We start from the raw sequence: 26,764 nt of genomic DNA on the forward strand, positions 1-26,764 counted from the left end.
ACAACGGTGCGGGAGACGATCATGGGTTCACTGGCTTTATCGCGGGCCGAAGTTTTGGATCAGCCCGCACCGTCCATTGCAGGGGAGGTGGCGCGGATTGCGCGGGAGCAGCTCGCGCCGCTCGCCGTCGGCATCGACGACGGCTCGGTCTATCCGGCCGAGGTGCTGCGCGCGTTCGGCGCGGTCGGAGCCTGGGGCAGTCACGTTCCTTACGAAGGTCCCGCGGACTTGCGCTGCGCGATCGAGTCGATGGCTGCGATCGGCGAGGTCTGCGGCGCCACCGCCTTCATGGCCTGGTGCCAGAACACGCTGGTCTGGTACGCCGCCAACTCGACCAATCTGAAGCTAGCGAGGCGTTTCGGCGATGCGTTCTCGACCGGGCGCGTGCTCGGCGGCACCGGACTCTCCAATCCCATGAAGAGCTTTTTCGGCATCGAGAAGCTCAAGCTGAAAGGGAAGAAGGTCGAGGGCGGCTACATCGTGCGTGGCGCGCTGCCCTGGGTCTCCAATCTCGGCCCCGATCATTTCTTCGGCACCATCTTCGAGCGCGAGGACGATCAGGGCACTGTCATGTTCCTCGCCGACTGCTCGGACCCGGCGATCACGCTGACGCCATGCAAGCCGTTCCTCGCGATGGACGGCACCGGCACCTACGGCGTGCAGTTCCGCGATGTCTTCGTGCCGGACGAGCTGATCCTCGCCGATCCCGCCGGGCCCTTCGTCAAGAAGATCCGCGCCGGCTTCATCCTGCTCCAGGCCGGCATGGCGCTTGGCGTCATCAGGGACTGCATCAACATCATGGACGAGGTGGATAACCCGCTCGGCCACATCAACCGCTATCTGCCGCAGCAGCCGGTGCACTTCCGCGAGCTCGCCGCCGAGCTCGAGGCCGAGACCATGGCGCTGGCGCGCGATCCCTACAACGAGGAGGAGACCTATTGGCGCAAGGTGATCGCGCTGCGCCTGCGTGCGGGCGAGGCCAGCGTCGCGGCGGCGCATGCAGCGATGCTGCATTGTGGCGCGCGCGGCTATCTCAAGAGCCACCGCGCGCAGCGGCGCCTGCGCGAGGCCTATTTCGTCGCGATCGTCACGCCGGCCACCAAGCAACTGCGCAAGATGCTCGCCGATGCCTGAGTTCTACGAGTCCACCCCAAGAAGACCTAAGACGCGACCCTAAGACGACGACCCCAGAGACCCCCAACCTCAACGGAGAGGCTGCCATGACTGACGTCCTGATCACTGCCGTCGAACTCGCCGATCTCTTGAAGCTAGAGCCGTGTGTCGTCATCGACACCCGCAATCCCGATGCCTATGCCGCCGGACACCTGCCGGGCGCCGTCAACGTGCATGAGATCTTCACGTTCCTGGCGACCTCGACGCCTGAGGGCATGGCGGAGCTGAAGACAAAATTCGCCGACGCCTTCGGCGGCGCGGGCCTTTCCGGCAAGGAGACGGCCGTGATCTACGAGCAGTCGATGAACTCGGGCTTCGGCCAGTCCTGCCGCGGCTATTACCTGCTCACCATGCTCGGCTATCCCAAGGTGAAGGTGCTGCATGGCGGCTTCGATGCGTGGTCGGCGGCCGGCTTCCCGGTGACCAAGGACGTGCCGACGCCGGTGAAGGCTTCGTTCGCGATCGTGCCGGAAGCCGGCGAGATCCTGATCGACGCCAAGACGATGCTGGGTGCCGTCGGCAAGCCCGGCATCGCCATCCTCGACGTGCGCGACGTCGACGAGTGGATCGGCGACAGCTCCTCGCCCTACGGGAAGGACTTCTGCCCGCGCAAGGGCCGCATCCCCGGCGCTGTCTGGCTGGAATGGTACCGCATGATGAAGCCGACCGCCGAGGGCCCGCGCTTCAAGTCCAAGGACGAGATTTTGGCTGAATGCGCCACCGTCGGCATCTCGACGACGACGCCGGTCTATCTCTACTGCTTCAAGGGCGCGCGTGCCTCGAACACGTTCCTGGCGCTGAAGAATGCCGGCGTGAAGGACGTGCGGATGTATTTCGGCTCCTGGAACGAATGGTCGCGCGATCCCTCGCTGCCGATCGAGCAGGGCCTGCCGATTGCGTCTGGTGTGACGACCAAGGCGGCGTGAGTGCCGCGATCACATGGTCCGCGGACGGGGCGCGATCCCCAGCGCCTTGATCCGCGAGGCCAGCGTGGTCGGTTTGATGTCGAGCATCTCGGCCGCGCCGCCGGGGCCGAAGACTTTTCCGGCGCAGGCCTCGAGCGCGGCCAGGATGTTGGCGCGCTCGTGGTCGCGCATTTCCGACGACGTCATCACGGCGGGGCGCGCATCCGTCTTCTGGCGGGCGGCGCTGCTAGGTGCCTGCGCGCCGGAGACATCGGGAAGATCGATGCGCAGGCGGCCGTTCTGCGACAGGATCGCGGCGCGCTCGATCACGTTCTGCAATTCGCGGACATTGCCGGGCCAGTCGTAGCGGGCGAGCCGCCGCGCATCGCCTTCGGACAGGCGCAAATTCGACTTCAGCGCCTTGCCCTCGCGCGTCAGGAAATGTTGCGCGAGCAGGGGAATGTCCTCGCGCCGCTCGCGCAAGGGGACGGTTTCGATCGGGAACACGTTGAGACGGAAATAGAGGTCTTCACGAAAGCGTCCGCGCTGCACCTCCTGCTTGAGATCGCGGTTGGTCGCGGCGATGACGCGGACGTCGACCGCGCGGGTGCGCTCCTGGCCGACGCGCTCGAAATGGCCCTCCTGCAACACGCGCAGCAGCTTGCCTTGCAATTCGAGCGGGATCTCGCCGACCTCGTCGAGAAACAGCGTGCCGCCGTCGGCAAGCTCGAAGCGGCCGATGCGGTCGCGCGTCGCGCCGGTGAAGGCGCCGCGGACATGGCCGAAGAACTCGCTCTCGAACAATTCGCGCGGGATCGCGGCGCAGTTGACGCGGATCAGCGGCCGGTCGCTGCGGGTGGAATCCTCGTGGATGGCGCGCGCGATCAGCTCCTTGCCGGTGCCGGACTCGCCGGTGATCATCACCGCCGCCGTGGTCGGCGCCACCAGCTTGACCTGGCGCAGCGTCTTCTGGATCGCCTCGCTTCCGCCGATGATGCCGCGCGGGTTGGTCTCGATGCGGATTTCCTCCTGGAGATAGGCGTTCTCCAGCTCCAGCCGCTCGCGCAGACGGTCGACCTCGGCGAGCGCGGCGTGCAGCTTCTCGTCGGCTTCGCGGCGCTGGCTGACGTCGCGAAACACCACGACCGCGCCGACCACGACGCCGCGATCGCGAATGGGCGTGGAGGTATATTCGACCCAGGCGGGCGATCCGTCCTTGCGCCAAAACACCTCGCCGTCGACCTGGTGCACGGCGCCGTCGCGGAACGCCGCGTAGATCGGGCAGTCGTGGTTGTGATAGTGGCGGCCGTCGTGATGGGTGTGGTGGACGATCGGGTGGATCTCCTTGCCGACCAGCTCCTCGGCGGTCCAGCCCAGCATCCGCTCGGCCGCAGGATTGACGAAGGTGGTCTTGCCTTCTGCGTTGACGCCATAGATGCCTTCGCCGGCGGCGCGCAGGATCAGCTGGTTCTCGCGCTCGATGTCCTGGAACACGCGCTCGACACGCTGCCAGGTCGAAATGCCGCCGCGCATGTGGTCCTCGGCGGCGGCGTCGACATTGCGCCGGCGGCGCGCTTCGAGATCGGTCAGCGTGAGCAGCAGCAGCGAGCGGCCATCATGCGGCAGCAGGCAGCCGGCATATTCGAGCTGGAGGTTTTGCCCTGTCGCATGGCGGGGAGTGAGGGCCGTGGTCCAGTAGGCGCCCTTGTGCAGCACGGCCTGGGTGAAGACGGTGAGCGCGGGAAGCTCGCCGGCATGGAGCGTGCTGGCCTTCGTTTGCCGCAGCAGCGCGCGGTCATAGCCGAGCAGGGCGCAGGCGGCGGGATTGGCATCGACGATCTGGTCGCCGAAGGGATCGACCAGCAGCGTCGCCTCGACCGAGGATTCGAACGCCGCGATGCGCGGGTCGATGGCGGGAACATCGTGGACGGGCATTGGCGTCGTTGCCATTACGAAATCTCGTCATTGAGCTACGAAATTTCGTTTATCACGAGTTTTCGTAGTGGCCAAGCGTGACCGAAAGTGCTGCGTCATCAAGGCACTGGCCGCTCCCGAGGGGGTGGCACACTCCTTGCGTAAATCCTCCTCGCAATGACGCGCAGGAGGGCCGATGTCCACGTTCGACAATCCGTTTGATCCCGATCGCAACCTTCGAGCCGGCTGCGTTTGCGGCCAGCACCAATCCGCGGCGGAGCATGAGCAGGCCACTGCGCTGCGCTGTGATCCCGTCGAGAGCGAGGAGAAGCGTTACGAGGGCGTGGTCGCCTCCGCCGTCATGCGCGCGATGTTTCCCCAGGATGTGGCGCGGCGTGCCTTCCTGAAGTCGGTCGGCGCATCGACCGCGCTCGCGGCGCTCTCGCAGTTCTTCCCGCTCAAGACGGCGACCGAAGTGTTCGCGCAGGCCGGCGCGCCCGAGAAGAAGGATCTCAAGGTCGGCTTCATCCCGATCACCTGCGCCACGCCGATCATCATGGCGGCGCCGATGGGCTTCTATGCCAAGCACGGCCTCAACGTCGAAGTGGTCAAGACCGCCGGCTGGGCGGTGATCCGCGACAAGACCATCAACAAGGAGTACGACGCCGCGCACATGCTGGCGCCGATGCCGATCGCGATCTCGCTTGGCCTCGGGGCCAACGCCATTCCGTTCGCGGTGCCCGCGATCGAGAACATCAACGGGCAGGGCATCGTGCTCGCGACCAAGCACAAGGACAAGCGCGATCCGAAGGACTGGAAGGGCCTGAAATTCGCGATCCCCTTCGACTATTCCATGCACAACTACCTGCTGCGCTATTATCTCGCCGAGCACGGCCTCGACCCCGACACCGACGTGCAATTGCGCTCGGTGCCGCCGCCGGAGATGGTGGCCAATCTGCGCGCCGACAACATCGACGGCTTCCTCGCGCCCGACAACATCTGCCAGCGCGCGATCTATGACGGCGTCGGCTTCATGCATCTGCTCTCCAAGGAGATCTGGGACGGCCATCCCTGCTGCAGCTTCGCCGCCAGCCGTGAGTTCATCACGGCAGCGCCGAACAGCTTTGCCGCGCTGACGCGCGCCATCGTCGATGCGACCGCCTATGCGTCGAAGGCGGAGAACCGCAAGCAGATTGCGGAGGCGATCGCGCCGGCCAACTACATCAACGCCCCGGTGACGGTGCTGGAGCAGGTCCTGACCGGCACTTACGCCGACGGCCTCGGCGGCGTGAAGACCGATGCCAAGCGCGTCGATTTCGATCCGTTCCCCTGGCAGTCCTTCGCGGTGTGGATGCTGACGCAGATGAAGCGCTGGGGTCAGATCAAGGGCGACGTCGATTACAAGGCGGTCGCCGAGCAGGTGTATCTGGCGACCGATACCAAGAAGCTGATGACCGAGATGGGCCTGTCGCCGCCGGCGAGCAGCTACAAGTCGTTCGCGGTGATGGGGAAGAATTTCGATCCGGCCAAGCCCGAGGATTATGTCGCGAGCTTCAAGATCAGGAAGCAGTCGTGAGTAAGTCTCTCGCTCTCGCTCCATTGTCGTCCCGGCGAAGGCCGGGACCCATAACCACAGGGAGAGGTTTGGCGAAGACTCGTCGTTCGGTACTCCCACTGATCGCAATCGATGGATCACGCGGTTTGGGTCCCGGCGTTCGCCGGGACGACGCGTGGAGAGGTCTCGCGCAATGAACTCCTCCCTCCGCCTCCGCGCCGGCCTCGTCTCCATCGCGCTGCTCGCCGCGTTCCTCGGCATCTGGCATCTTGCCACGCGCTCCACCGCGCCGGTGGCGACGATGAGTCCGGAATACGCCAAGCTGATGGGCCTCACCGCGACCCAGGGCAAATCCGCAATGCCCGGGCCGCTCGATGTCGGCGCGAAGCTGTGGGAGCATCTGAAGCGGCCGTTCTATGACAACGGGCCGAACGACAAGGGGCTCGGCATCCAGCTCGCTTATTCCATCGCGCGCGTCGGCACCGGCTATCTGCTGGCGGTGCTGGTCGCGATCCCACTCGGTTTCCTCATCGGCATGTCGCCGCTGCTCAGCAAGGCGCTCGATCCGTTCATCCAGGTCTTGAAGCCGATCTCGCCGCTCGCCTGGATGCCGCTGGCGCTCTACACCATCAAGGATTCCTCGGTCTCCGCCATCTTCGTGATCTTCATCTGCTCGATCTGGCCGATGCTGCTCAACACCGTGTTCGGCGTCGCGAGCGTCCGCAAGGAATGGATCAACGTCGCGCGCACGCTGGAGGTCGGCACCGTCAGGCGCGCCTTCACGGTGATCCTCCCTGCGGCGGCACCGACGATTTTGACCGGCATGCGCATCTCGATCGGCATCGCCTGGCTCGTGATCGTCGCGGCCGAAATGCTCGTCGGCGGCACCGGCATCGGCTACTTCGTCTGGAACGAGTGGAACAACCTCTCGATCACCAACGTGATCATCGCGATCCTCCTGATCGGGATCGTCGGCATGCTGCTCGACCAGATCCTCGCGCGCTTCACGCGCATGGTCACCTTTCCGGAGTAGTGGCTGTGACCGACAAGTTCGTCTCCATCGAAGGCATTGCAAAACGCTATCCCGGTGCGGGTGGCGCCACGACCACCATTTTCGAGAACCTCTGGCTCTCGATGGCGCGCGGTGAGTTCTGCTGCGTGATCGGCCATTCCGGCTGCGGCAAGACCACGGTGCTCAACATCCTCGCCGGCCTCGATGCGCCGAGCGAGGGCGCCGTCATCGTCGACGGGCAGGCGATCTCGGGCACCAGCCTCGACCGCGCCGTGATCTTCCAGAGCCATGCGCTCCTGCCCTGGCGCACCGTGCTCGGCAACGTCTCTTACGCTGTGAGCTCGAAATGGCGCAGCTGGGATCGCGCCAAGGTCAAGGCGCACGCGCAGAATTTCATCGACCTTGTCGGGCTCACCGGCTCCGAGCACAAGCGGCCGTCAGAACTGTCCGGCGGCATGAAGCAGCGCGTCGGCATTGCGCGGGCACTGTCGATCACGCCGAAGATGATGCTGATGGACGAGCCGTTCTCGGCGCTGGACGCGCTGACGCGCGGCACGCTGCAGGACGAGGTCCGGCGGATTTGCCTGGAGACAGGGCAGACCGCGTTCATGATCACCCATGACGTCGACGAGGCGATCTACCTCGCCGACAAGATTTTCCTGATGACCAACGGACCCGGCGCGGTGCTGGCCGAGGTCGTCGAGAACCCGCTGCCCAGGGATCGCGGCCGCACCGACCTGCACCGCCATCCGCTTTATTACGCGCTGCGCAACCACATCATCGATTTCCTGGTGACGCGCAGCAAGACCTTCACCACTGAAAAGCCGGATCACGATCCGCGCAACGTACCCCTGGTGCATATCGGCAAGCCCGGCCTCTCGATCGCATCCAGCGGTGAAGAGCAACGACAGACCTGGACACCCGGGGCCAATCCCGGATTGACCGCCTAACGAGGAGACCCTGACATGAAACGCGAAGACCTCACCGAGAAGCTGCTCGACATCAAGCGCGAGAAGGGCTGGAGCTGGAAACACATCTGCGAGAAGATCGGCGGCTATTCCGAGGTGCTGATCGTCGGCGCGATCATGGGCCAGATGAAGCTGACGAAGCCGCAGGCCGCCAACGCCGCCGAGCTGTTCGGCCTCTCCAAGGCCGAGACCGCTATGCTCAATGAGGTGCCGATGCGCGGCGCCGGCACGCCGATGCCGCCGACCGATCCCTTGATCTACCGCTTCTACGAGATGGTGATGGTGAACGGCCCGGCCTGGAAGGCGCTGATCGAGGAAGAGTTCGGCGACGGCATCATGTCGGCGATCGACTTCGACATGGGCATCGAGCGCGTCGCCAACCCGAAGGGCGACCGCGTCAAGATCACCATGAGCGGCAAATTCCTGCCGTACAAATATTACGGCGCCAGCGGCAACGTGCCGGAGTACGGCTTTAGGGAGGGCTGACCGACGCGAAGGCCTCGCGCAGCTCCTTGATCGGTGCCATCTCGCGAACAAAGGTGAAGGAGCCGTTCTCCTTCATCTCGCGCGCGCTCTTCAGGAAGGCGGCCAGCGCATAGCGCGACATGGCGCCGCCGACGCTGATGCGCTTGACGCCGGCCGCCGACAATTGCGCGAGGGTCAGCGTCGGATCAGCAAAACCCATCACCAGGTTGAAGGGCTTTTTGACCGACGAGGCCACGGTGCGGATGGTCTCGATGTCGTGGACCCCCGGCGAATACAGCACGTCGGCGCCGGCGGCCTCGAAGGCCTGCAGCCGCCGGATCGTGTCGTCGAGATCGTTGGTGCCCTTCAGCAGGTTCTCGGTGCGGGCCGTCAGCGTGAATGGGAAGGGGAGCGCGCGTGCCGCCTCGACGGCGGCCTGCACGCGTTCGACCGCGAGCTGGAATTCGTAGATCGGCTTGCGCGGATCGCCGGTAAAATCCTCGATCGAGCCGCCGACGCAGCCGGCCTCCGCCGCGCGCGTGATGGCCCTTGCCGCGGTCTTCGGATCGTCCGCGCCACAGTTTTCGAGGTCGGCATTGACGGGAAGATCGGTCGCCTCGGCGATGATCCGGCAGTTTTCAAGGATGGCATCGAGGCTGACGGTGGTGCCGCCGAGGGTGTTGGCAAGGCCAAGGCTCGTCGTCGCAAGCGCCTCGAACCCCATCGACGCCAGCAGTTTTGCGGTGCCGGCATCCCAGGGGTTCGGGATGATGAAGGCGCCGGGGCGCTGATGCAGTTCGCGAAATCGTGCTGCCTTGTCGGCCTGGGTGCGCATGGGGGCTCCTGTCGGTCTCTTGTCGCGCAGCAGCGATAGGGTGGTTTCACCCATCAGACAAATTTGTTATTTCTCTCGATATCATCAGCTTTTTGCATGAGGTCCGGCATGGACAGCGACGCGCTGAACACGTTCCTGGTGGTACACCGGCGCGGCGGCATCTCGAACGCTGCAAAGGCGCTGCATCGCTCGCAGCCGGCGATTTCGCGCCGCATTGCGCTGCTGGAGCAGGAGCTCGGCGTGCCCCTGTTCGAAAGGATCGCCGGCCGCACACGGCTCAGCGATGCCGGGCGCGTGCTGATCCCCTATGCCGAGCGCGCCGTCGCGGCGGCGCAGGACGCCGAGCAGGCCATACGCGCGCTGACCAAGCAGAATTCGGGGCCGGTTTCGCTGGCCGTGACCGGCACGCTCGCCGACGGCCGCCTGTCGGGCATCATGAAGCGATTTGCCGCGGAAAATCCCGCCGTCGCGCTCGCCTTGCGGACCGCGACCAGCGCGGAGGTCAGCGATCTCATCCGGCGTGGAGAGGCGACGATCGGCCTGCGTTACAACGCCGACCGCGCCGGCGATCTTGCCTATGAGCTGGTGCTGAGCGAGGCGTTGCAGGTGGTCTGCGCGTCCGATCATCCGCTTGCCGGCAAGCGCGTGAAACGGCTTGTCGAGCTTCGCGGCGAGCGCTGGATCGCGTTCCCGGAAACGCGCGGCCGCCGCGAGATTGCGGCTGCTCACGTGTTCGCGCTGTTCCTGACGCAAGGCCTCGGGGACGTGGAGTGGACGGCGGTGGACAGCCTCACCGCGCAGAAGCGGCTCGTGGAGGCGGGCTTCGGCCTTGCGCTCTTGGCGCAGAGCCACGTGGCGGAGGAGCTGCATGCGGGAGCGATCTCGACGATCGCCGTCGGCGATCTCGCCGCGGACCAGCATATCGTGCTGGTGACCCGTCGCGGTGGCTTCCTGAGTGCGGCCGCTCAGCGCCTCCTGGAAACCATCCGCCGCGACTACGCCACGGGCGACGTCTCGAAGAACCGGGCTGGCCGAAAAAGATCGCCGGCGCGCAAGGTCGTGGCGCGCCGGCGTCGGGCCTGAATGGATTATTTCCCTGTCTTCACCTCGGCAGCCGCGACCGCGAGCAGCTCGCTCATCTTGGCGCGAATCGCCTGTTCGGTAACTGCGACGCTCTTGGCGGCGAAATCGGCCATGATCTTGCGCAGGACGTCGGCATCGCCGGCTTCCTCGAAATCGGCCGCGACGACCTCCTTGGCATAGGCGGTGGCAGCTTCGCCCGATATGCCGAGATTTTCGGCCGCCCACAGCCCGAGCAGCCGGTTGCGGCGGGCCTCCGCCTTGAATTTCTGCTCCTCGTCGAGGGCAAATTTCTTCTCGAAGCCTTCCTCGCGCTTATTGATCTCGTTCATGCCTCTTCCAATTCCCTGCTGACTGGACCCGGCGGCCCTCGTTGCGGGAGCCCCGGCGCATGCCTAGATAAGGAGCACGAATCGGCAAAACAACGAGCCGTTAAGCCGCAGGCAAGACGGTATAAGTTGGGCGCCGGACGGCCGGATCGATTGTGCTCGGACAGCCAATCGGATAGGTTGCCTAAGGCTTGGTTCCCGTTCTGTTTCCTCGGTGTTTCCTTGGGTTATGGACGGGTTCCGAGCCGTTCACGGCAGCTCCGCTGTGGGTCGTAATCCTAATCAACCGGAGCACACCAAATTCATGGATTTCAACAAAACACGGTACATCCCAATGAGCCGTCGGCGTCGCATTTATGAAGGCAAGGCAAAGGTTCTCTATGAAGGCCCGGAGCCCGGTACCCTGATCCAGCACTTCAAGGATGACGCCACCGCGTTCAATGCGAAGAAGCATCAGGTGATCGAGGGCAAGGGTGTCCTCAACAACCGGATCTCGGAGTACCTGTTTCAGCACCTCAACGACATCGGGGTGCCGACCCATTTCATCCGCCGCCTCAACATGCGCGAGCAGTTGATTCGCGAGGTCGAGATCGTGCCGCTGGAAGTGGTGGTGCGGAACGTTGCCGCCGGCTCGCTGTCGCAGCGCCTCGGCATCGAGGAGGGCACGCAGCTGCCCCGTTCGATCATCGAATTCTATTACAAGAACGACCAGCTCAACGACCCCATGGTGTCGGAAGAGCACATCACTGCCTTCGGCTGGGCAACGCCCCAAGAGATCGACGACATCATGGCGCTCGCCATCCGCGTCAACGATTTCCTCACCGGCCTCTTCCTCGGCATCGGCATCCGCCTCGTCGACTTCAAGATGGAGTGCGGCCGTCTGTTCGAGAACGAGATGATGCGGATCATCGTCGCCGACGAGATCTCGCCGGATAGCTGCCGGCTGTGGGACATCAAATCGAACGAGAAGCTCGACAAGGACCGTTTCCGCCGCGACCTCGGCGGCCTGCTCGAGGCCTACACGGAAGTCGCAAAGCGCCTCGGCATCCTCATGGAGAACGAGCGTCCGCAGGGCACGGGTCCCGTGCTGGTGAAGAGCTAAGAGGGATATAGACGTGAAGGCACGTGTTACCGTTACCCTGAAGACGGGTATCCTCGATCCGCAGGGCAAGGCCATCGAAGGCGCGCTGAAGTCGCTCGGCGTCGACGGCGTCGCGAGCGTCCGCCAGGGCAAGGTGTTCGACATCGAGCTCGCCGGTGCCGACAAGGCCAAGGCGGAAGCCGCGCTGAAGGAAGCCGCCGACAAGCTGCTGGCGAACACCGTGATCGAGAATTATCGGGTCGAGATCGTCTAGGCCAGGCTTGCAGCCGTAGCCCGGATTGCGCTTCGCTCCATCCGGGCTACTCAGCTATTGCTGAGCGCTTTCGCATCACAGCCATCCCACCCGCCGAAAACGCCAATAGAGCGCGCCGCAGGCCGCCAGCATCACGCCGAGCAGCATGTAGTAGCCGTACTCCCAGTCCAGCTCCGGCATGTGCTTGAAGTTCATGCCGTAGATGCCGGCGAGCGCAGTGGGGATGGCGATGATCGCCAGCCACGAGGCGAGCTTCTTTGAGACTGCCGTCTCCTGCGCCTGGCCGACCAGCAGACTCGCTTCGAAGGCGAAGGCCAACACCTCGCGCATGGAATCGATCCGCTCCTGGATGTTCCTGACGTGGTCGGTAACGTCGCGGAACAGCGGCTGCATCGTCGCGCGCACCATCGACAGCTCGTCGTGCTCGAGCCGGCGGCAGACCTCCACCAGCGGCCCGATCGCGTTGCGGAGCCGTAACAGGTCACGGCGCAGCATGTAGAGACGTTCGATCTGCGCCCTGGTGATCGCGTGCGCAAGCACGTCGTCCTCGATGCCCTCGACCTCCTCGTGAATGCTCTCGAGCACGGGCGAGTAATTGTCGACGATGAAATCGAGGATCGCGTAGAGGATATAGTCCTCGCCGCGCGCGAGCGCCCGCGGGCAACTTTCGCAGCGTTCGCGCACCGGGGTGTAGGACGTCGAGGCGCCGTGGCGCACCGAGACCAGATAGCCGTCGCCGACGAAGATGTGGGTCTCGCCGAAGGCGATCCGGCCCTCGATCAGCTGCGCGGTGCGCGCCACGATGAACAGGGCCTCGCCATATTGCTCGATCTTGGGCCGTTGATGGGCGTGGTTGGCGTCCTCGATCGCGAGCTCGTGCAGGTCGAACTGCTTCTGTACCGCGCCGAGCAGCGCCATGTCGGGCTCGTGCAGGCCGATCCAGACCACGTGGCCGGGCTTGGCCCGCCAGCTCGAGGCCTCGCTGATGGCGATATTGGCGACGCGCCTTCCGTCGACATAGGCGCCGGCGGCGACGACGCCCTCGGTGGACACCGGCTCGGAGGGAGATGTGGGCCGCGACGGGACGTTCATGGCTTCAATCCCGGGCAAGATCGACAGGCAAAAGTGCCGTGGCTATGGCCTGTGTACAAGGCCGCCCGGCGAGGCTAGCACTGGTAAAATCCCCGTCAAATGGCTATGTCTCTTCACGAATTGGCCCTTCGGCCAGCCCCGATTCCCAGCACCGTCGGAACCTCTGCCATGAAAGCCGCCATCCTCGTCTTTCCCGGAATCAACCGTGAGCGCGACATGGCGCGCGCATTGAGGCTGATCTCCGGCAGCGAGCCGGCGATGGTCTGGCACGCCGAGACGTCGCTGCCATCAGGCACCGATCTCGTGGTCGTGCCCGGCGGCTTCTCCTATGGCGATTACCTGCGCTGCGGCGCAATCGCCGCGCGTGCGCCGGTGATGGATGCGGTGCGCGATTACGCGGCCAAGGGCGGCCTCGTGCTCGGCGTCTGCAACGGCTTTCAGATCCTCTGCGAGTCCGGCCTGCTGCCGGGCGTGCTGATGCGCAATGCGCGGCTGAAATTCATCTGCCGCGACGTGCATCTGCGCGTCGAGCGCTCCGATACCCCGTTCACCCGCGGTTACAATGCCGGCCAGGTGATCCGCGTGCCCGTCGCCCATGGCGAGGGCAATTACGAGGCGGACGAAGAGACGATCAAGCGGCTCGAAGGCGAGGGGCGGGTGCTCTACCGCTATTGTTCCGCCGACGGCGTGGTCGACGAGGCCGCCAACATCAACGGCGCGGCACAGTCGATCGCCGGCATCGTCAACGACAAGGGCAACGTACTCGGCATGATGCCGCATCCGGAAAACCACGTCGAAGACATCATGGGCTGCACCGACGGCCGCGGCCTGTTCGCCGGCCTCGCCCAGCATCTGGAAAAGGCCGCGTGATCTCGTTCGTGGTGAAGCGTGCTCTCGCCGCGATCGCGGCGCTGGCGTTCGCAACAGGCGCATTCGCGCAGGACTATCCCAAGCGTCCGATCACCATGATCGTGCCGTTCGCGGCCGGCGGCACCTCGGACGTGATCGCGCGCACCGTCGCCGAACAGATGAGCGTCGCGCTCGGCCAGACCATCGTGATCGAAAACGTTGCGGGCGCCGGCGGCTCGACCGCGCTGGCGCGCGCCTCCCGCGCCGAGCCTGACGGCTACACCATCGCGATCGGCAATGCCGGCACCAATGCCGCGACCTACACGATCTATCCAAAACTGCCGTTCACGCCTGATTCCTTCGTGCCGATCGCGATGGTGGCGAAGACCTTCGGCATCGTCGCGCTGCGCAAAGATTTTCCGGCGAAGGACCTCAAGGAGTTCATCGCCTACGCCAAGGCCAATCCCGGCAAGATCAATCTCGGCCATGCCGGCGTCGGCTCGTCGAATTATCTGATCTGCAAGAGCTTCGTCACCGCCGCCGGGATCGATGCGACGCTGGTCGGCTATCGTGGCGCCGCGCCCGCGCTGACGGACGCTGTCGGCAGCCAGATCGACGGCGTCTGCGATGCCGCCGCCTCGGTCTCGCAGTCGATCAACGAGAAGCTGGTGAGGGGCCTCGTGGTCGGCTCGACCGTGCGGCTCGCGACGCTGCCGGACCTGCCGACGTCTGCTGAAGCCGGGCTGCCCGAGTTCGAGGCGCAGGGCTGGAACGGCCTGTTCGCGCCGAAGGGCACGCCGCCGGCTGTCATCGCCAAGCTGAACGCAGCGGCGCGCACCGCGGTTGAGACCGACGCGGTGAAGAAGCGCTTTGCCGATCTCTCGACCGTTGCGCCTGACGACAACGAGCATACGCCGGAGCTGCTGCAGCAGCTGGTGACGCGCGACGTCGAGAAGTACCGGAAGATGCTGGCGGACGACGCCAAGCAATAGATCGCCGGCGGATCGCGATCCGCCGTGCCCACGTGAACCTCCATCGCCAACGACGCGACTGATCCCTGATCGCCATCAAACGCGCGCGCATCCGGGTGCTGATTTCTGCAGGTGGAGGCAACTCGAAGTTGTCTCCCGGTGTCGGCTGCGATATCAGGGTGCGTACGCTGTCGTTGTGCTCGTGGATGTCACATGCCCGTCGCTTTGGTCGTTCTGCTGCTCGATATCACGCTGATCTACCACGCCTCGCGAACCGGGCGGTTGCAGCCCTGGGCCTTCATCATCCTGATGGTGCCGCTGATCGGCGCGCTCGCCTACATCGTGGTCGAGCTCATTCCCGAGTGGTTCTCGAGCCCCGGCGCGCGACAGGCGCGCCAGCGTGTCGCCAACCGGCTCGATCCCGAGAAGCGCTATCGCGAGCTGTCCGATCGGTTGGCCGGCACCGACACCATTGCCAACCGCGCAGCGCTGGCGGAAGAGTGCGCGAAGATCGGGCGCTACAGCGAAGCCGAGCAGCACTACGATCACATCCTGAAGCTGCCCATGGGCCATGATCCCGCCTATGCCTTCGGCAAGGCGCAGGCCGAGTTTGCCGCCAAGCGCCCGGCCGATGCGCTGGCGACGCTGGACGATCTCCAGAAGCAATGGCCCGACTTCGATTCCGCCGACGCGCATCTGCTCTATGCCCGCGCGCTCGCCGAGGTCGGCCGGCTCGACGAGGCCCTGGAGGAATATCACGCGCTCGCCGGCTATTTCCCCGGCGCCGAGGCGCGGGTGCGCTACGGCATGCTGCTGCAAATGGTCGGGCGGACCGCCGAGGCGCGGGTGGTCTTCAACGAACTGCTGATCCAGATGCGCCGCGCGCCAAAATATCTGCGCGAGGCGCAGGCCGAATGGCTGTCGATCGCGGAGAAGCAGCTGTCGACCTGAGCGATTTTATTGTTGAGCATGATCTTATCGGAAAACCGCTGCGCACTTTTCCGGATCATGCTCTACGCAGCTTGAACCTTTCCGCCGGCACTGTCATCGCGGCGACGCCGGCCATGACCAGCAGCAGGCCCAGGGCGAGGTTCGACGGCACGCTTTCGCCGAGCAGCAGCACCGATAGGCCAACGCCGATCGGGATGCGCAAGTACCCTTGCGCGTTGGTGGTCAGCGTGCCGAGCCGGCCGAGGCAGACGTAGAACAGCATCAGGCCCAATGCGCTGGAGACGATGCCCATGACGATGGTGGCGACGATGGCCGTTGGCGTCGGATGCAGCGTCCAGGGCTGGTCGATGACCAGCGCGGGCGGCAGCAGCACGAGGCCGCCGAACAGCAGCGAGCCGGCCGCCACCACCATCGGGTCGTAATCGGACAGCCTGAGGCCGAAGATGGTCGCGCAGGCAAAGGAGATGGTGGCGAGCAGGATCGCGATCTCCGCCACGATCTCGCTCCCGAAGCCGCGCAGCGCATCGAGGCCGACAATGGCGACGGTGCCGGCGAGTCCCAAAATCGCGCCGGCGAACTTCAGCAGCGTCGCCGGCTCGTGCCGCGTGATCAGCGAGGTGATCAGGAAGGCGAAGATCGGCGTGGTCGAGGCCAGCACCACCGTGTTCGAGGCCGGTACATATTGCTGCGACCAGGTGATGATCAGGAACGGGAAGGTCGAGTTGATCAGCTGCTGGGTCGCGAACAGCTTCCAGGCTTTGGCGTCGGTGGGAGTTTTGGTGCCGCGCATCCACAAGATCGCGAACAGGAAGGCGGCCGCGATCAGCGAGCGCGCCGAGATGAAGGTGATGGGCGGGATCGTGTCCAGCGCGAGTTTTGCCAGCGGATAGGTCGAGCTCCAGCAGCAGGTTAGCGCGAACAGCAGCGCATAGTCGCGCCAGTTACGCGCGCCGGTGGCTATGGACGGTCGCGATGATGATGCGGGGGCCGCTGCGCGGCCCCTCGGCGATGTGCTCTGCGGCACCTTGTTTCTGCTCCCCGGCGCGAACGCGCTCAGCCCAAGTCTGGGCGAGGGGACGGCAAAAGGGAAGGCGCCGAGCTATGCGTTTGGCTGAGGGAGCGACTTCCACTTCGCCCGCTTGATCGTCCCGGAAAAGGTGAACAGAAGGCGCTCGCCGGCGGTCATCTGCCCGCGCAGGAAGATCAGCGATTTGCCGGCGCGGGTGACCTCGCCGGTGCACTCGATCAGCTCGCCCTCATGTCCCGCATCGAGGAATTCGCAGGCGAAATTGACCGTCACGCCTTTGCCAGCCAGGGCGTGGCGGCCGATCGCGAACAGGCTGTAATCGGCGAAGGCCATGAAGCAGCCGCCATGGACGTTTCCAGAGCCGTTCAGGTGCTTCTTCTCGACCCGGAAGGCGCAGCGGACGCTGCCGTCCGCCTCCAGGCGGTGCCAGAAGGGGCCGATATGGTTCTCAAAGCTGTCGCGGATCCAGGTCTGCCAGCCCGCAAATTCCCCCTCGGTCGCGACATGCAGCTCAGGGCGGGGCGAAGCAGCCATTTTGGTCAATTCGTGCAAGGAAATGGGCCTTCAATTACGGGTGCTTTGCCCTTAAATCCGATCCATCCGCGCCGTGCAATTCCCGTTCCCGCGGGGCCCCCGGCGCAAAACGTGGGACAGCGGGAAAATGCGCCATAAAGGGCTTTTCGCGAGCCCCCGATGTTCCTAAGAACGGCCAAACCGCCGCCGAAAGCCCCGAATCCATGAAGAACGAACCCAAGATCACCCCCGAACTGGTTGCCGCCCATGGGCTCAAGCCCGACGAGTATGAGCGCATCCTGAAGCTGATCGGGCGGGAGCCGACCTTCACCGAGCTCGGCATCTTCTCGGCGATGTGGAACGAGCATTGCTCGTACAAGTCCTCGCGCATCCATCTGCGCGGCCTGCCGACCAAGGCCCCCTGGGTGATCCAGGGCCCCGGCGAGAATGCCGGCGTGATCGACATCGGCGACGGCCAGGCCGTGGTCTTCAAGATGGAGAGCCACAACCACCCGAGCTACATCGAGCCGTACCAGGGTGCGACCACCGGCGTCGGCGGCATTTTGCGCGACGTCTTCACCATGGGCGCGCGTCCCATCGCCTGCCTGAACGCGCTGAGCTTCGGTGCGCCCGAGCATGCCAAGACCCGGCATCTCGTCTCCGGCGTCGTCGCCGGTGTCGGCGGCTACGGCAATTCCTTCGGCGTGCCGACGGTCGGCGGCCAGGTGCGCTTCCACACCCGCTATGACGGCAACATCCTCGTCAACGCCATGGCCGTCGGCCTCGCCGACGCCGACAAGATCTTCTATGCGGCCGCCTCCGGCGTGAACATGCCGATCGTCTATCTCGGCTCCAAGACGGGGCGCGACGGCATCCACGGCGCCTCGATGGCGTCGGCCGAGTTCGACGACAAGTCCGAGGAGAAGCGCCCGACCGTGCAGGTCGGCGATCCCTTCGCCGAAAAACTGCTGCTGGAAGCCTGTCTCGAGATCATGGAGAAGGGCTGCGTCATCGCGATCCAGGACATGGGCGCGGCGGGCCTGACCTGCTCGGCGGTCGAGATGGGTGCCAAGGGCGATCTTGGCGTCGACCTCGATCTCGACGCGGTGCCGACCCGCGAGACCGGCATGAGCGCCTACGAGATGATGCTCTCGGAGAGCCAGGAGCGCATGCTCATGGTGCTCAAGCCCGAGAAGGAAAAGGAAGCCGAGGAGATCTTCACGAAGTGGGGGCTCGATTTTGCGATTGTCGGCTACACCACGCCGAGCAAGCGCTTCGTGGTCAAGCATGGCGGCGACGTCATGGCCGATTTGCCGATCAAGGAGCTCGGCGACGAGGCGCCGGTCTATGACCGCCCGCATGTCCCGTCCGCCGCGCTGCCGGTCGTGCACGCGCGCGACGTGGTCGCGCCGATGGGCCTCGGCGCTGCGCTGGAGAAGCTGATCGGCACGCCCGACATGTGCTCCAAGCGCTGGGTCTGGGAGCAGTACGACCACGTCATTCTCGGCAACACCATGCAGCGCCCCGGCGGCGACGCCGCCGTCGTGCGCGTGCAGGACGGGCCGAAGGGCCTCGCGCTGACCGTCGACGTCACGCCGCGCTATTGCGAGGCTGATCCGTTCGAGGGCGGCAAGCAGGCGGTGGCGGAAGCCTGGCGCAACATCACCGCGGTCGGCGGCAAGCCGCTCGCGATCACCGACAATCTCAATTTCGGCAACCCCGAGCGTCCCGAGATCATGGGCCAGTTCGTCGGCTGCCTGAAGGGCATCTCGGAAGCCTGCCGCACGCTCGACTTCCCGGTCGTCTCCGGCAACGTCTCGCTCTACAACGAGACCAACGGCCGCGCGATCCTGCCGACGCCCTCGATCGGCGGCGTCGGCCTGCTCGACGATTTCACCAAGTCTGCGTCACTGGCCTTCAAGGCCGAGGGCGAGGCGATCCTGCTGGTCGGCGAGACCCATGGCTGGCTCGGTCAGTCGGTGTACCTGCGCGACATCTGCGGCCGCGAGGAGGGCGCACCGCCCCCGGTTGATCTCGCCGCCGAGAAGCGCAACGGCGACTGCGTGCGCGGCATGATCCATGCGGGCACGGCAACTGCCGTACATGATCTCTCCGACGGCGGCCTCCTGATCGCGCTCGCCGAGATGGCGATGGCGGGCGGCATCGGTGCAAAGCTGCTGGCGGCGCCGACCTCGCTCGTCTCGCAGGCCTATTGGTTCGGCGAGGACCAGGCGCGCTATCTCGTCACCGTGCCGGAAACCGAAGCCGGCCGCGTGCTCGCCAAGATGCGCGGCTGCGAGGTGCCCTGCGTGCGGATCGGCACCACCGGTGGCGACGCGATCGCGATCGCGGGCGAAGTGCCTGTTACGATCGACAGCTTGCGCAAGTCGTTCGAGCGCTGGCTGCCGGAGTATATGGGCGGCAAGGCGGCGTAAGGCTCGGCCACACACTCCGTCATTGCGAGGAGCAACGCGACGAAGCAATCCAGACTGTCTCCGCGGAGAGACTCTGGATTGCTTCGCTGCGCTCGCAATGACGAGTGGAGAGATCTTCCGCTCAAAGCACCTTCGTCGCGCCCGGGATCTGCCGCAGCGCTCGCGTCAGTGCCCAGCTCGCCGCGACTGTCAGTACAAACCCGATCGTGGCCTTGACGATCGCCGGCAGGTCATAGTCGAACAGCCAGTATTGCAGCCACAGTGCGATCGGATAGTGCACCAGGAACATGCCGTAGGCGTCCGCCTGCATCGGATCGAGCAGCCTGGCTGAGCCTGATTGCTTGAACCTCTGGAAAAAGGCCAGGATCAGAAACATGATGGCCACGCTGAAGACAGCGAAGCAGAGGGCATAGAGCCCCTCATACCAGTTCGGCAACGGCGACGGATTTCCCAGTATTTCGCGCTTGATGAAGATCAGCGTCCACAAGAGGCAATACGGAACGATCGCCATGACCATCCAGTCCCAGCTGACCTTGGCCATCCGGCCGTCCGCCGCGAGCAATCCGCGATCCATGTTCGCAACGCCAATGCCGGCACCGAAAAAGAAGTAGCTCGCATAGAGCATCACGCGTCCGTGCTGCACCGAGAACGGCCCGAACTCGAACCAGTTGCTTGGTCCATAACGCATCAGCCCGGGAATGTAGAACGCTGCGGTGACGGCGAGCATGACCGCGAAGAACACCTCGGGCCGGCGGCGGCCGTGCAGCGAGAGGCGATTGATCGGATCGAGCAGATTGGGCGACAGCCGGTGCAGCAGGCAGGCAACCAGGTCGAAGCCGAACAAGACCCAGAGAAACCAGATCGGCCCGCTCGGCCACGGGCCCTTTGTGATCATATTCCAATAGTACTCCGAAAAGCCGATCTCGGGATGGTGCCGCAGGGAGATCGCGTAATAGGCGAGCGGAATGACCGTAAGGGCGCAGATCGCGAAGGGTAAGCCAAGCCGAAGCAGGCGATCTGCCAAATAGCTCCGGGCTCCCTTCCGGGCGATACCAGACCAGGCGAACAGTCCCGACAGGAAGAAGAACATCGCCATGAAGAAGCTGTCGGTGGCGAGCACGATCATGTCGAAGCCGAAGAAGTACTTCGGATCGGTATGACCGAAATAAGTATAGGGGATCACCGCGTGGTGCAGCAGCACCACCAGGGTGAGGAAGGTGCGGGCGCGATCCAGCGACAGGTTGCGCGCCTTGGCCTTTGGTGCAGCTTGCGCCTCCGGGCCGATCGTCGCTGTATGTGACATCGTCGTCATGGTCGCCCCGATTGCGCTCCTGCCCCGGGACGGACTGTGCCGCCCGGAACGGGATTCAGCAAGGGGCGTGTGCGCCGCACGACGGTCCGGAGGCGATTAGGAACCAGTTCCGCGCAGCAAGGTTAGCGTTCGCGCAAATGGGCTTGAGGGCCGCAACGGGACGGTATCAATTTCGGAGCTCGTGATGACGATCCTGAAATGGGCGCTGATCTTCTTGCTGGTCTCGATCGTGGCCGGCGTGTTCGGCTTCACCGGCATCTCGGCCGCCTCAGCCGATATCGCCCGCTTCCTGTTCTATGTCTTCGTCGTGATCTTCCTGGTGCTGCTGATATTGGGGCTGACGATCTTCAGGGCGTAGCTTAGTTTGTCATTCCGGGATGGTGCGTTAGCACCAGACCCGGAATCTCGAGATTCCCCGGTGCGCAACTGCGCACCTGTGGTCTGGTCCTTCGGACCATCCCGGAATGACGGCATACAAAATCAGCCCACTTCCTCGATCTTCACCTTGTCCGGATAGAAGGCGAGATGACCGGTAATCTCGGTCATGGCGGGGAAGGGTGTCTCGTAGGTCCAGATCGCATTGTCGAGCGTCTTGCCGTCGGCCTTGACGCTGTAATAGCTCGCGTCGCCCTTGTAGGGGCAATGGGTGACGCGGTCGGTGCGCTCCAAGAGGGCCATGTTGGCATCCTCCCGCGGTACATATTGCACCGCCGGATATCTGGCCTCCTTCAAGATCAGCGCCCTGCTGGTCTCGGCGATCACGATGTCGCCCGCCGTGACGCGGACGCGCCGGGGATTTGGGGTGATGGTGATGGGGTGGTCCGGCCCTGGAAGCTTCATGATTTCACGCCTTTTCGATCAATCTGCCGCGCGCGGCACTTTGTCGTGCCTTTGTCCCGATGGGACCAGGGATATAGTGCCGGAAAGCGTGACGTAGAAGGCTGTTCACGCTAAGTTTGGTGCGCCGGCCCCGGGGACCCCGGCGAGCGATTCGATGACGAGGCTGCTTTGCAGCCGAGATAAGGAGCTAGACCCGAATGCCCATGGACGCCCACGATATCGAGGCGATGATCAAGGCAGCGATCCCCGATGCCGAGGTGACCATCCGTGACCTCGCCGGCGACGGCGATCACTACGCCGCGACCGTGATCTCGGAATCCTTCCGCGGCAAGTCCCGCGTCCAGCAGCACCAGATCGTCTATCAGTCCCTGCGCGGCCAGATGGGCGGCGTCCTGCACGCGTTGGCGCTGCAAACCGGCGTACCCGGCACCTGACCTGACCAGCGCGACGGGGACGACGATGGCTGCGGACAATCCGCGCGGCGCGATGTTCCGCGTCATGACGCCGAACCAGCCCAGCCGCGTCACCAACGCCGAGCTGTTCTTCGACCTCGTCTTCGTCTTTGCCGTCACGCAGGTGTCGCACACGCTGCTGCACCATTTCACGCCGCTCGGCGCGGTGCATGTCACGGTGCTGTTTCTCGCGGTGTGGTGGGTGTGGGTCTACACCGCCTGGGTCACCAACTGGCTCAATCCGGATCTGACGCCGGTTCGCATCCTGATCTTCCTGATGATGCTCGGCGGCCTCGTGCTGTCGACGACCATCCCGACCGCCTTCGAGGGGCGGGGCCTCTGGTTCGCCATCGCCTACGCGGCCATGCAGGTCGGACGCACCGCGTTCTGGCTGTTCGCGACCCCGCGCCATCGCACGGCGGTGCGGCACAACGCGATCCGCATCCTGACATGGCTCTCGATCTCGGCGGTGCTGTGGATCGCGGGCGGTCTCTCCGAGGGAGAGACCCGGCTGTGGCTGTGGATTGCGGCGGTCACCTGGGAGTATGTCTCGCCCGCGGTCCGGTTCTGGGTCCCGAAGCTGGGCTTCTCGTCGGTCGAGGCCTGGGCGGTCGAAGGCAACCACATGGCCGAGCGGTGCGCCGGCTTCATCATCATCGCGCTCGGCGAAGCCGTCGTGGTCAACGGCGCGACCTTTGCCGAGCTGGAGTGGACGGCCGCGAATATTGTGGCCTTCGTCTCGGCGCTGGTCGGCAGCATCGCGATGTGGTGGATCTATTTCCACAAGGGCGCCGAGGCCGGCTCCGAGCGGATCTCGAAATCCACCGAATCCGGCCGACTGGCGCGGCTCGCCTATACCTATCTGCACATGCCGATCGTCGCCGGCATCATCCTCACCGCGGTCTCTGACGAGCTGGTGCTGAAACACCCGACAGGCCACTCCGATCTCAGGACGATCGTGAGCACGATCGGCGGCCCGCTGGTGTTCCTGATCGGCACCATCCTGTTCAAGCATTCGATCCGCGGCTTCCTCCAGCTCTCGCACGGCATCGGCATCATCCTGCTGCTGGTGCTGTGGTGGTTTGCAGCCGATCTGTCGCCGCTCTGGCTCTCGGTCGCGACGAGCGTGATCTTGATCGTGGTGGCGGTGTGGGAGTCGGTGTCGCTGGGATCGAAGGTGGAGGAGGCCGGGGAGCACTGACGCCCGAAGCGCTTACTCCGCGACCTCCAGTGCATGCACCGAGAACATCTTCGCCGCATCCGTCCAGCTCTCGCGCACCCGCCAGCCCGCGCCCTGGGCCAGCGCCGCAAAGCGGTCGAGGCTGTATTTGTAGCTGTTCTCGGTATGGATGCTCTCGCCCGGCCTAAATGAGAAGCTGGTGCCGAGCAGGCGCACGGTCTGGCTCTTCCTGCTGATCAGGTGCATCTCGATGCGGTGCCGCTCGCGATTGTAGATCGCGCGATGGGTGAAGGCTGACAGGTCGAAATTGCCGCCGAGCTCGCGGTTGATGCGCACGAGGACATTGAGGTTGAAGCGCGCGGTGACGCCGGCGGCATCGTTATAGGCGTCATGAAGCACGCGCTCGTCCTTCTCGAGGTCGGCGCCGATGATCATCTGCGCACCCCGGCCCAGAATTGCGCGCGCGCTCTTCAGGAAGGCCTGTGCTTCATGCGGCTCGAAATTGCCGATGGTCGAGCCGGGAAAGAAGCCGACCTTGGGCATGGATGCGACCGCCTTCGGCAGCTCGAACGGCGTGGTGAAGTCGGCTGCGACCGGATAGATGCCGAGCGAGGGGAAGTCCCGCTTGAGCCCGTTCGCCTGCGCCGCCAGGAAATCGCCGGAGATGTCGACGGGCACATAGGCCGCGAACTTGCAGTGGCCCAGCAGCAGGCGGACCTTCGTGGTCGCGCCGGCCCCGAACTCGACCAGCGCGGCATGCTCCGGAATGATCTTCGCGATCTCGCTGCCGCGCGCCTTCAGGATCGAGAGCTCGGTGCGCGTCGGGTAATATTCCGGCAGGCGCGTGATCGCCTCGAACAATTCCGACCCGGTCGCGTCATAAAAATATTTCGGCGACAGTTTCTTCGGCTGCTGCGAGAGGTCCTCGATGGCCTCGCGGGCGAAGGCTGTGGTCTGCTCGTCGGGAAGATGGGCTTCGGCCAAAGCGCTGGCGTGCACATTCATGATACTCTCCTGAACGCGCTGTCCGGCGCGCATCTGTCGTCGGATGAGAACTAGTCGTAGTCTGCGAGCCGCAGGCCGGTGAACTGCCAGCGGTGGTGCGGATAGAAGAAGTTGCGATAAGTAATACGGCTGTGATCCTCCGGAGTTGCAAGCGAGGAGCCGCGCAGTACCAATTGGTTGACCATGAACTTTCCGTTGTACTCGCCGAGCGCGCCTTCGACGGCGCGATAGCCGGGGTAGGGCGAGTAGGAGCTGCGGGTCCACTGCCAGACGATGCCGAAGGCGTCGTTGAGCTGCCTGGTGCGGGCCGCCACCTCCCATTCCATCTCGGTTGGGAGATGCTTGCCGGCCCAGCGCGCGAACGCATCCGCCTCGTAATAGCTGACATGGCAGACCGGTGCGTCGGGATCGACCGGCTTGAGGCCGGCGAGCGTCATCACCTGCCATGCGCCGTCGACCTCGCGCCAATAGCCCGGGGCCTGCCAGTCTTCCTTGCTGGCTGCGGCAAAGCCGTCCATCAGCCACAGCGTTGCCGTCCGGTAGCCGCCGTCGCGCATGAAGGCGAGCCATTCGGCATTGGTGACGAGATTGCGGGCGACCTTGACAGGGCCGACGAGGGCACGATGGGCGGGCCTCTCGTTGTCGAAATGGAAGCTGTCGTCGACATGGCCGACGGTGTGGATGCCTTCGTTGAGCGTCAGCCATTCATCGCCCGTACGCGTCGCAGCCGGGAAGCGCCAGTCCGGGTCGTAGGCCGGATAGACCGGATTCTGCGCAAACGCATGTAGGATGTCGGTGAACATCAATTCCTGATGCTGCTGCTCGTGGTTGAGCCCGACCTCGACCAGCGGCGCGAGGGCCCGGAGCTTGTCATCGCTCGCTTCGCGGAAAAATTTGACGACGGCAGCATCGACATATCTGCGGTAGGCGCCGACCTCGTCCGCGCCGGGACGGGTGATGTCGCCGCGATGGTTGCGGGCATGACGCGGGCCGGCGCTGACGTAATAGGAATTGAACAGGAATGCGAAATCGGGGTGAAAGGGCCGGTAGCCGGGGGCGTGCTCGCCGAGCAAAAATTGCTCCCAGAACCAGGTGGTATGGGCCCGGTGCCATTTCGCCGGGCTCGCATCGGGCATGGACTGGATCTGCTGGTCCTCGGGCGACAGCGGCGCGGCCCGGTGCTCGGTCTCGTTGCGAACCGCGAGAAAGGCCTCTTCCAGCCGCCGGGCGAGGCTGCCCTCCTCGGAGGACGGTGACGAAAGCTCGGGGGCGGCCGTGGCGGAGGCTGGTTTCGTCACGTTTTTCTCCAGACAGGACAAGAGAACGTTGTTGGCGTTGCCCGGTTCCAAAACCAAGGTTCGTCCTAGATAGGGGCTCCGTTACGGTATGAAAGTCCTCCCCGGTGATGATATTCGTGGCATCATACAATGGCCCGGCGCTGCCGGGGCCGGTCGCCCAAGGCCGGGAGAAGGCTGGGACAAGGGCCGGGACGGGGACCGTTCGCCGCCATTTTACTTTGGATGCACAACGGTTTGGGCTACATATATAGGCAGGTATCGGGTTAAATCGGCTGAGCCGGCCCGAAGCAATTGGTGAGGGCTCTGCCCCAGAAGGACACGGATATGAGCATCGCGGAATTCATCGACAATGAAGTGAAGTCGAACGACGTGGTTCTGTTCATGAAGGGGACGCCGCAATTTCCGCAGTGCGGTTTCTCGGGGCAGGTCGTCCAGATCCTCGACCATATCGGTGTCGGCTATAAGGGCCTCAACGTCCTTGAATCCGCCGAGCTGCGTAACGGCATCAAGGAATACTCGAACTGGCCGACCATCCCGCAGCTCTATGTGAAGGGTGAGTTCATCGGCGGCTGCGACATCGTCCGCGAGATGTTCCAGGCCGGCGAATTGCAGCAGCTCTTCTCCGAGAAGGGCGTCGTCGTCGCGGCCTAAGGGCGTGACCATGCTGTCGCGCCGGATTGGCGGCGCAGAGCTCGAGGTCATCGTCGCCGACATCACGACACTGAGCGTTGACGCCATCGTCAACGCCGCCAACACGTCGCTCCTTGGCGGGGGCGGCGTGGATGGTGCGATCCATCGGGCCGCCGGGCCCGATCTGGTCGCCGAATGCCGCATGCTTCACGGCTGCAAGACCGGCGATGCCAAGATCACGAAAGGCTACCGGCTCAAGGCCGCCCACGTGATCCACACCGTCGGACCGGTCTGGAATGGCGGTACCCTCGGCGAGGACGACCTGCTTGCCTCCTGCTATCGTCGGTCGATGGAGCTGTGCGGCAAACACAAGCTGACCTCGGTGGCATTCCCCGCGATTTCGACCGGCATTTTCCGCTTTCCGGCCGACCGGGCCGCCGATATCGCGGTGCGCACGACGATCGAAGGGCTCGCCGCCGCGCCATCCGTGGCTCGCGTGGTGTTCTGCTGCTTCGCCGAGCCGGGCGCCAAACTCCATGCCGAAGCGCTTGCGCGGTACGGCAGCCCTTGTGCCGGATGACGTGGTCAGTACACTCCGCCGGACCATGTTCCGGGGAG

General features: G+C 64.6%; 28 protein-coding genes. 18 read left to right on the plus strand and 10 right to left on the minus strand.

What is annotated here, in order from left to right; translation table 11 throughout:
* The first annotated feature begins 21 nt into the window (after window positions 1-21).
* Window positions 22-1,134 (plus strand): acyl-CoA dehydrogenase family protein, encoded by a 1,113-nt coding sequence (locus JQ635_RS05470; protein ID WP_211408838.1) that lies wholly within the window; start codon window positions 22-24, stop codon window positions 1,132-1,134.
* A gap of 86 nt (window positions 1,135-1,220) precedes the next feature.
* Entirely contained in the window at window positions 1,221-2,099 is an 879-nt protein-coding gene (locus tag JQ635_RS05475) for a sulfurtransferase (protein ID WP_211408839.1), read from the plus strand.
* Between the two features lie 9 nt (window positions 2,100-2,108).
* On the opposite strand, the gene JQ635_RS05480 is transcribed toward JQ635_RS05475, so the two are convergent.
* Window positions 2,109-4,028: a sigma 54-interacting transcriptional regulator gene (locus tag JQ635_RS05480; RefSeq protein WP_211408840.1), complete on the minus strand. Its 1,920-nt coding sequence runs from the start codon at window positions 4,026-4,028 to the stop codon at window positions 2,109-2,111.
* Window positions 4,029-4,188: 160 nt separating this feature from the next.
* On the opposite strand from JQ635_RS05480, the gene JQ635_RS05485 reads away from it, so the two are divergent.
* The 4 genes from JQ635_RS05485 (at window position 4,189) to cynS (ending at window position 8,013) form a co-directional block, all read left to right on the plus strand.
* Window positions 4,189-5,568, plus strand: coding sequence for a CmpA/NrtA family ABC transporter substrate-binding protein (locus JQ635_RS05485; protein ID WP_211408841.1), 1,380 nt, complete (start codon window positions 4,189-4,191; stop codon window positions 5,566-5,568).
* Window positions 5,569-5,740: 172 nt separating this feature from the next.
* Entirely contained in the window at window positions 5,741-6,580 is an 840-nt protein-coding gene (ntrB, locus tag JQ635_RS05490) for a nitrate ABC transporter permease (protein ID WP_211408842.1), read from the plus strand.
* A 5-nt stretch (window positions 6,581-6,585) separates the two neighbouring features.
* Entirely contained in the window at window positions 6,586-7,509 is a 924-nt protein-coding gene (locus JQ635_RS05495; RefSeq protein WP_211408843.1) for an ABC transporter ATP-binding protein, read from the plus strand.
* 15 nt (window positions 7,510-7,524) lie between these two features.
* Window positions 7,525-8,013 (plus strand): cyanase, encoded by a 489-nt coding sequence (cynS, locus tag JQ635_RS05500; RefSeq protein ID WP_211408844.1) that lies wholly within the window; start codon window positions 7,525-7,527, stop codon window positions 8,011-8,013.
* Here cynS and JQ635_RS05505 read toward each other — a convergent pair.
* On the minus strand, window positions 8,000-8,827 hold the full coding sequence (locus tag JQ635_RS05505; protein WP_211408845.1) for an isocitrate lyase/PEP mutase family protein: 828 nt from the start codon (window positions 8,825-8,827) through the stop codon (window positions 8,000-8,002). The two genes, cynS and JQ635_RS05505, sit on opposite strands and share 14 nt — an antisense overlap.
* Window positions 8,828-8,935: 108 nt before the next feature.
* Here JQ635_RS05505 and JQ635_RS05510 point away from each other — a divergent pair, with 108 nt between their 5' ends.
* A complete protein-coding gene (locus JQ635_RS05510) occupies window positions 8,936-9,910 on the plus strand; it encodes a LysR family transcriptional regulator (RefSeq protein ID WP_211408846.1) in 975 nt (324 codons plus the stop codon).
* A gap of 5 nt (window positions 9,911-9,915) precedes the next feature.
* On the opposite strand, the gene JQ635_RS05515 is transcribed toward JQ635_RS05510, so the two are convergent.
* On the minus strand, window positions 9,916-10,239 hold the full coding sequence (locus tag JQ635_RS05515) for a DUF1476 domain-containing protein (protein ID WP_211408847.1): 324 nt from the start codon (window positions 10,237-10,239) through the stop codon (window positions 9,916-9,918).
* Window positions 10,240-10,570: 331 nt separating this feature from the next.
* Between JQ635_RS05515 and purC the strand changes: the two genes are divergently transcribed.
* Both purC and purS read left to right on the plus strand, forming a co-directional pair.
* A complete protein-coding gene (gene purC / locus JQ635_RS05520; protein WP_172782948.1) occupies window positions 10,571-11,338 on the plus strand; it encodes a phosphoribosylaminoimidazolesuccinocarboxamide synthase in 768 nt (255 codons plus the stop codon).
* A gap of 13 nt (window positions 11,339-11,351) precedes the next feature.
* On the plus strand, window positions 11,352-11,591 hold the full coding sequence (gene purS / locus JQ635_RS05525; RefSeq protein WP_014494125.1) for a phosphoribosylformylglycinamidine synthase subunit PurS: 240 nt from the start codon (window positions 11,352-11,354) through the stop codon (window positions 11,589-11,591).
* Window positions 11,592-11,666: 75 nt separating this feature from the next.
* Here the strand turns inward: purS and JQ635_RS05530 are convergent, their stop codons facing one another.
* Entirely contained in the window at window positions 11,667-12,683 is a 1,017-nt protein-coding gene (locus JQ635_RS05530; RefSeq protein WP_211408848.1) for a magnesium and cobalt transport protein CorA, read from the minus strand.
* Window positions 12,684-12,851: 168 nt separating this feature from the next.
* Here JQ635_RS05530 and purQ point away from each other — a divergent pair, with 168 nt between their 5' ends.
* The 3 genes from purQ to JQ635_RS05545 all read left to right on the plus strand — a co-directional run bounded on the left by purQ (window position 12,852) and on the right by JQ635_RS05545 (window position 15,454).
* Window positions 12,852-13,553 (plus strand): phosphoribosylformylglycinamidine synthase subunit PurQ, encoded by a 702-nt coding sequence (gene purQ, locus JQ635_RS05535; protein WP_211408849.1) that lies wholly within the window; start codon window positions 12,852-12,854, stop codon window positions 13,551-13,553.
* The gene (locus JQ635_RS05540) at window positions 13,550-14,524 is read left to right on the plus strand and encodes a tripartite tricarboxylate transporter substrate binding protein BugD (protein ID WP_211408850.1); all 975 of its coding nucleotides are present in this window, start codon (window positions 13,550-13,552) and stop codon (window positions 14,522-14,524) included. Before purQ ends, JQ635_RS05540 begins: the two co-directional genes overlap by 4 nt.
* Before the next feature lie 192 nt (window positions 14,525-14,716).
* Entirely contained in the window at window positions 14,717-15,454 is a 738-nt protein-coding gene (locus tag JQ635_RS05545) for a tetratricopeptide repeat protein (RefSeq protein WP_211408851.1), read from the plus strand.
* Between the two features lie 55 nt (window positions 15,455-15,509).
* Here JQ635_RS05545 and JQ635_RS05550 read toward each other — a convergent pair whose 3' ends face one another.
* Both JQ635_RS05550 and JQ635_RS05555 read right to left on the minus strand, forming a co-directional pair.
* Window positions 15,510-16,478 carry a DMT family transporter gene (locus JQ635_RS05550; protein WP_211408853.1) on the minus strand — a complete coding sequence of 323 codons (969 nt, stop codon included), beginning with the start codon at window positions 16,476-16,478 and terminating at the stop codon, window positions 15,510-15,512.
* A gap of 75 nt (window positions 16,479-16,553) precedes the next feature.
* Window positions 16,554-17,033 carry a PaaI family thioesterase gene (locus tag JQ635_RS05555; RefSeq protein ID WP_211408854.1) on the minus strand — a complete coding sequence of 160 codons (480 nt, stop codon included), beginning with the start codon at window positions 17,031-17,033 and terminating at the stop codon, window positions 16,554-16,556.
* Between the two features lie 185 nt (window positions 17,034-17,218).
* Between JQ635_RS05555 and purL the strand changes: the two genes are divergently transcribed.
* Window positions 17,219-19,429 carry a phosphoribosylformylglycinamidine synthase subunit PurL gene (gene purL / locus JQ635_RS05560; RefSeq protein WP_211408856.1) on the plus strand — a complete coding sequence of 737 codons (2,211 nt, stop codon included), beginning with the start codon at window positions 17,219-17,221 and terminating at the stop codon, window positions 19,427-19,429.
* Between the two features lie 121 nt (window positions 19,430-19,550).
* Here the strand turns inward: purL and JQ635_RS05565 are convergent, their stop codons facing one another.
* Window positions 19,551-20,741, minus strand: a complete 1,191-nt coding sequence (locus JQ635_RS05565; protein ID WP_211408858.1) for an acyltransferase family protein — start codon at window positions 20,739-20,741, stop codon at window positions 19,551-19,553.
* 184 nt (window positions 20,742-20,925) lie between these two features.
* Here JQ635_RS05565 and JQ635_RS05570 point away from each other — a divergent pair, with 184 nt between their 5' ends.
* Entirely contained in the window at window positions 20,926-21,099 is a 174-nt protein-coding gene (locus JQ635_RS05570; RefSeq protein ID WP_211408859.1) for a DUF1328 domain-containing protein, read from the plus strand.
* 122 nt (window positions 21,100-21,221) lie between these two features.
* Here the strand turns inward: JQ635_RS05570 and JQ635_RS05575 are convergent, their stop codons facing one another.
* Window positions 21,222-21,581, minus strand: a complete 360-nt coding sequence (locus JQ635_RS05575) for a DUF427 domain-containing protein (RefSeq protein WP_211408861.1) — start codon at window positions 21,579-21,581, stop codon at window positions 21,222-21,224.
* A 197-nt stretch (window positions 21,582-21,778) separates the two neighbouring features.
* On the opposite strand from JQ635_RS05575, the gene JQ635_RS05580 reads away from it, so the two are divergent.
* Both JQ635_RS05580 and JQ635_RS05585 read left to right on the plus strand, forming a co-directional pair.
* A complete protein-coding gene (locus JQ635_RS05580) occupies window positions 21,779-22,015 on the plus strand; it encodes a BolA family protein (RefSeq protein ID WP_011088461.1) in 237 nt (78 codons plus the stop codon).
* Window positions 22,016-22,040: 25 nt separating this feature from the next.
* The gene (locus JQ635_RS05585; protein ID WP_211408863.1) at window positions 22,041-23,234 is read left to right on the plus strand and encodes a low temperature requirement protein A; all 1,194 of its coding nucleotides are present in this window, start codon (window positions 22,041-22,043) and stop codon (window positions 23,232-23,234) included.
* 12 nt (window positions 23,235-23,246) lie between these two features.
* Here JQ635_RS05585 and egtD read toward each other — a convergent pair whose 3' ends face one another.
* Together egtD and egtB are read right to left on the minus strand one after the other, a co-directional pair.
* Complete coding sequence (gene egtD / locus JQ635_RS05590; protein ID WP_211408864.1) at window positions 23,247-24,218, minus strand: L-histidine N(alpha)-methyltransferase; 972 nt, start codon at window positions 24,216-24,218, stop codon at window positions 23,247-23,249.
* Window positions 24,219-24,268: 50 nt separating this feature from the next.
* Window positions 24,269-25,567, minus strand: a complete 1,299-nt coding sequence (gene egtB / locus JQ635_RS05595) for an ergothioneine biosynthesis protein EgtB (RefSeq protein ID WP_211408963.1) — start codon at window positions 25,565-25,567, stop codon at window positions 24,269-24,271.
* A 273-nt stretch (window positions 25,568-25,840) separates the two neighbouring features.
* On the opposite strand from egtB, the gene grxD reads away from it, so the two are divergent.
* Together grxD and JQ635_RS05605 are read left to right on the plus strand one after the other, a co-directional pair.
* Window positions 25,841-26,167 (plus strand): Grx4 family monothiol glutaredoxin, encoded by a 327-nt coding sequence (gene grxD / locus JQ635_RS05600; RefSeq protein ID WP_018647423.1) that lies wholly within the window; start codon window positions 25,841-25,843, stop codon window positions 26,165-26,167.
* A 4-nt stretch (window positions 26,168-26,171) separates the two neighbouring features.
* A complete protein-coding gene (locus JQ635_RS05605) occupies window positions 26,172-26,726 on the plus strand; it encodes an O-acetyl-ADP-ribose deacetylase (protein ID WP_211408865.1) in 555 nt (184 codons plus the stop codon).
* Window positions 26,727-26,764: the final 38 nt, after the last annotated feature.

It is taken from the genome of Bradyrhizobium iriomotense (assembly GCF_018130765.1).
GTDB classification, from domain to species: Bacteria; Pseudomonadota; Alphaproteobacteria; order Rhizobiales; family Xanthobacteraceae; genus Bradyrhizobium; species Bradyrhizobium iriomotense_A.

Excerpts from the sequence above, each read along its gene's own strand:
- JQ635_RS05470 (WP_211408838.1), top strand. The coding sequence starts at position 22 with ATGGGTTCACTGGCTTTATCGCGGGCCGAAGTTTTGGATCAGCCCGCA.
- JQ635_RS05475 (WP_211408839.1), top strand. The coding sequence starts at position 1,221 with ATGACTGACGTCCTGATCACTGCCGTCGAACTCGCCGATCTCTTGAAG.
- JQ635_RS05480 (WP_211408840.1), bottom strand. The coding sequence starts at position 4,028 with ATGGCAACGACGCCAATGCCCGTCCACGATGTTCCCGCCATCGACCCG.
- JQ635_RS05485 (WP_211408841.1), top strand. The coding sequence starts at position 4,189 with ATGTCCACGTTCGACAATCCGTTTGATCCCGATCGCAACCTTCGAGCC.
- ntrB (WP_211408842.1), top strand. The coding sequence starts at position 5,741 with ATGAACTCCTCCCTCCGCCTCCGCGCCGGCCTCGTCTCCATCGCGCTG.
- cynS (WP_211408844.1), top strand. The coding sequence starts at position 7,525 with ATGAAACGCGAAGACCTCACCGAGAAGCTGCTCGACATCAAGCGCGAG.
- JQ635_RS05505 (WP_211408845.1), bottom strand. The coding sequence starts at position 8,827 with ATGCGCACCCAGGCCGACAAGGCAGCACGATTTCGCGAACTGCATCAG.
- JQ635_RS05510 (WP_211408846.1), top strand. The coding sequence starts at position 8,936 with ATGGACAGCGACGCGCTGAACACGTTCCTGGTGGTACACCGGCGCGGC.
- JQ635_RS05515 (WP_211408847.1), bottom strand. The coding sequence starts at position 10,239 with ATGAACGAGATCAATAAGCGCGAGGAAGGCTTCGAGAAGAAATTTGCC.
- purC (WP_172782948.1), top strand. The coding sequence starts at position 10,571 with ATGAGCCGTCGGCGTCGCATTTATGAAGGCAAGGCAAAGGTTCTCTAT.
- JQ635_RS05530 (WP_211408848.1), bottom strand. The coding sequence starts at position 12,683 with ATGAACGTCCCGTCGCGGCCCACATCTCCCTCCGAGCCGGTGTCCACC.
- purQ (WP_211408849.1), top strand. The coding sequence starts at position 12,852 with ATGAAAGCCGCCATCCTCGTCTTTCCCGGAATCAACCGTGAGCGCGAC.
- JQ635_RS05545 (WP_211408851.1), top strand. The coding sequence starts at position 14,717 with ATGCCCGTCGCTTTGGTCGTTCTGCTGCTCGATATCACGCTGATCTAC.
- purL (WP_211408856.1), top strand. The coding sequence starts at position 17,219 with ATGAAGAACGAACCCAAGATCACCCCCGAACTGGTTGCCGCCCATGGG.
- JQ635_RS05565 (WP_211408858.1), bottom strand. The coding sequence starts at position 20,741 with ATGACGACGATGTCACATACAGCGACGATCGGCCCGGAGGCGCAAGCT.
- JQ635_RS05570 (WP_211408859.1), top strand. The coding sequence starts at position 20,926 with ATGACGATCCTGAAATGGGCGCTGATCTTCTTGCTGGTCTCGATCGTG.
- JQ635_RS05575 (WP_211408861.1), bottom strand. The coding sequence starts at position 21,581 with ATGAAGCTTCCAGGGCCGGACCACCCCATCACCATCACCCCAAATCCC.
- JQ635_RS05580 (WP_011088461.1), top strand. The coding sequence starts at position 21,779 with ATGCCCATGGACGCCCACGATATCGAGGCGATGATCAAGGCAGCGATC.
- JQ635_RS05585 (WP_211408863.1), top strand. The coding sequence starts at position 22,041 with ATGGCTGCGGACAATCCGCGCGGCGCGATGTTCCGCGTCATGACGCCG.
- egtD (WP_211408864.1), bottom strand. The coding sequence starts at position 24,218 with ATGAATGTGCACGCCAGCGCTTTGGCCGAAGCCCATCTTCCCGACGAG.
- grxD (WP_018647423.1), top strand. The coding sequence starts at position 25,841 with ATGAGCATCGCGGAATTCATCGACAATGAAGTGAAGTCGAACGACGTG.